This window comes from Shigella sp. SIG6 (assembly GCF_053555815.1).
This window is the reverse complement of the sequence record NZ_JBQZXC010000222.1, coordinates 1-3,057: the sequence shown is the minus strand read 5'-3', so window position 1 is coordinate 3,057 and position 3,057 is coordinate 1. Positions and strand designations below refer to the sequence as shown.

Sequence of the window (3,057 nt, the reverse complement as noted above, 5' to 3'; positions counted from 1 at the left end):
TTTGAAGATTCCAGCGCGGCATAACGGAACACAACCGACTCGCCGCTATTACTGTATTGTGCGGCGGTACTTAAAGAGTAATACGCCAGGCCGCGTTCAATGAGGATCTCTTTGGTGGTGGTGACGCGATACGCCGCGCCGTCACTGGCGGAGACGGTTAACAAATAGCGGCTCGGTTTATCGGCGGCGGGGAGATTTAACGCCACATGACCGCTGGCGTCGGACACCGTTTCGCTGCCTTCCAGCGACACGGGGAAACGTCCGGCATAACGCAAATCGTTACCGACCATTGATAATTGCTGAGCGCGCAAACTTAACTGCACGCGGGCATTTTTTACCGGCTCGCCATCCGGGTAGAGCAGTTGCAGTTTGCCGCTGACCGCTTCGCCAGTTTTGAACTCTTTTTTGTCGAGAGCTAAACCAATCTCGAAATGTGGCTTGATGTAGTTTGCCACGCGAAAACTGCTGCTATAGACCTGATTGCGGTAAGCAAGACGTAACTCATAACCTCCGGCAACGGCATTTTCTGGCAGGCGGAAACTTCCCTGCCCGCCATTGCGCGCATCCAGCGTGACATCGACGGTTTGCAACAGACTGCCGTTAGCGTCCAGCACCGAAAGCTTCGCCGGGGCGCTGACGATGGGGGATGAATGCAACGGATCGCGGAACTCGCGGCCCATCACTTTAACATCGACACGATCGCCTGCGCGATATAGCGGGCGATCGGTAAAAATATACAAGCGGGTGTTGTAGATTTCGCTTTCGTAGAAGAAGTTCTCGGAGACAAAAACGCCGCCTTCAGCATCCTTACCCAGAATGTATGAACGTTCTGGCGATATATGTTGTAACTGCAAAGTACCGCTGTCATCGGTCACCCCGCGGGTCATCACGCCAAGACCGTCAGTCCACAAGATCTCTGAGCCGGGCTTCGCTTCACCCTGTTTTTTACCCGCGGTCCATACCAGAAGCTCGTTACCTGACACTTTGCTAAGCGCCACGGTATCGGAAACAAACACCACCGTCGTCGCCCGATACCCACCTACCATCGCCTCGACGAGGTACAGCCCCTGCTCTTGTTGGCCGAGAGGAATATAAATATTACCCGGCTGCGGCGAGATGAAATTGCTGGATGCGCCTTCCAGTTTTACCCCTTGCTGCGGCTCGACCGGTTTAGCCTGCCATAGTGGATAACGGAACTGTTCCACCAAGGGATATTTTTTCAGCGGGGAAAACTGGTTGTTCTGTACATAACGGGAAGGTTTAATAATGGCATTGCCGAGATGTAATTCGGGTAATGCCTGAGTCACATTCTGCCGTGACTGAGAAGAGAAAGTACGCTGCATCACGCGGCGAGATTTGCCGTACCAGTTATCCCACAGCCAGGTCAGCGTATTGTTCAGCCCGTCGCCCAGATATTGCGGTTGCACCACAATGCGATGCAGGTTTTTCTGCTGGCGCAAAAATGCCATCGGGTCAGGAATACGATACAGGCGAACGTCCACGCCGCCGTACTCTTCCATCTGATAGCGCCGATAATCACGCCCCGGCGCTTCCAGTCGCACTTTCGCCTCTTCACTGCTGCTAAAACTGCTGTCAGCAAGCAAAAAGAATGTTCCCCCGGCGGGCGGCGCATAGTTACTGGAAGGAAGCGAATCATCAGCTTTAGCAAGCCCTGTTCCCACAAGAGACAGGGACAAGCACGCTGCTATCGCGCCAGAAAATTTAAACGATAAATGCCAATGAAATTGGGATTGGAATCGTTGGGTATCCATCGGGTGTCCTTCCATGTCAGAAGAAGGACAAAATCACAAAAACCAATTAAAATTCATTGTATTATCGTTGTTATAGATTAAATAATAGACTACAAAACGCGATAAAACACTACATTTAGAGTCACTATTAATCAATGAGTTAGATGTGATTAGTGACCTGTAACAGAGCATTAGCGCAAGGTGATTTTTTGTCCTCTTGCGCTAATTTTTTGTCAACGCACTGGGTTAGCTGAATTTACAACCATGCTCAGTATCTCGATAAGCGCAGAGAAATGATGCTGTGGTGGGCAGACTACTGGCTTGATGAAAAGGTAGGGCGACCAACCGCGTTTTTTCAGTTCAGTCAGCACATTGAGCCAGAACTTCACCCCTTCATTTTCGGCCAGCCACATCCCCAACAGTTCTTCCTGTTCTTAACTATTTACAGGCGCGTTTTTTTAAAGAATCCTCACTCCATTTGCACGAATATATTAATATATAAACAATGAGGATCAATAATAAATGAAACCTGCCCACAATCCTTCTTTTTTCCGCTCCTTTTGTGGTTTAGGATGTATATCCCGTTTATCCGTAGAAGAGCAAAATATCACGGATTATCACCGCATCTGGGATAACTGGGCCAAGGAAGGTGCTGCAACAGAAGACCGAACACAGGCAGTTCGATTACTGAAAATATGTCTGGCTTTTCAAGAGCCAGCCCTCAATTTAAGTTTACTCAGATTACGCTCTCTCCCATACCTGCCCCCGCACATACAAGAACTTAACATCTCTAGCAATGAGCTACGCTCTCTGCCAGAACTCCCTCCGTCCTTAACTGTACTTAAAGCCAGCGATAACAGACTGAGCAGGCTCCCGGCTCTTCCGCCTCACCTGGTCGCTCTTGATGTTTCACTTAACAGGGTTTTAACATGTTTGCCTTCTCTTCCATCTTCCTTGCAGTCACTCTCAGTCCTTCTCAATAGCCTGGAGACGCTACCTGATCTTCCCCCGGCTCTACAAAAACTTTCTGTTGGCAACAACCAGCTTACTGCCTTACCAGAATTACCATGTGAACTACAGGAACTAAGTGCTTTTGATAACAGATTACAAGAGCTACCGCCCCTTCCTCAAAATCTGAGGCTTTTAAACGTTGGGGAAAACCAACTACACAGACTGCCCGAACTTCCACAACGTCTGCAATCACTATATATCCCTAACAATCAGCTGAACACATTGCCAGACAGTATCATGAATCTGCACATTTATGCAGATGTTAATATTTATAACAATCCATTGTCGACTCGCA

Annotated in this window: 2 protein-coding genes and 3 pseudogenes; 2 read left to right on the top strand and 3 right to left on the bottom strand. The window is 48.9% G+C overall.

Annotation, left to right across the window (positions count from 1 at the left end):
• Together ACUU1M_RS19575 and ACUU1M_RS19570 are read right to left on the bottom strand one after the other, a co-directional pair.
• Positions 1-1,682: MG2 domain-containing protein (locus tag ACUU1M_RS19575; RefSeq protein ID WP_449144756.1), on the bottom strand; the 1,682-nt coding region annotated here is incomplete at its 3' end.
• 23 nt (positions 1,683-1,705) lie between these two features.
• Positions 1,706-1,795: pseudogene (locus ACUU1M_RS19570) on the bottom strand (DUF1175 family protein); the annotation flags it as partial.
• 210 nt (positions 1,796-2,005) lie between these two features.
• Between ACUU1M_RS19570 and ACUU1M_RS19565 the strand changes: the two are divergent.
• Positions 2,006-2,089: pseudogene (locus ACUU1M_RS19565) on the top strand (hypothetical protein); the annotation flags it as partial.
• Positions 2,090-2,095: 6 nt separating this feature from the next.
• Here ACUU1M_RS19565 and ACUU1M_RS19560 read toward each other — a convergent pair.
• Positions 2,096-2,182, bottom strand: a pseudogene (locus tag ACUU1M_RS19560) (transposase); the annotation flags it as partial.
• 91 nt (positions 2,183-2,273) lie between these two features.
• On the opposite strand from ACUU1M_RS19560, the gene ACUU1M_RS19555 reads away from it, so the two are divergent.
• On the top strand, positions 2,274-3,057 hold a 784-nt coding region (locus ACUU1M_RS19555), incomplete at its 3' end, for a leucine-rich repeat domain-containing protein (protein WP_449144755.1).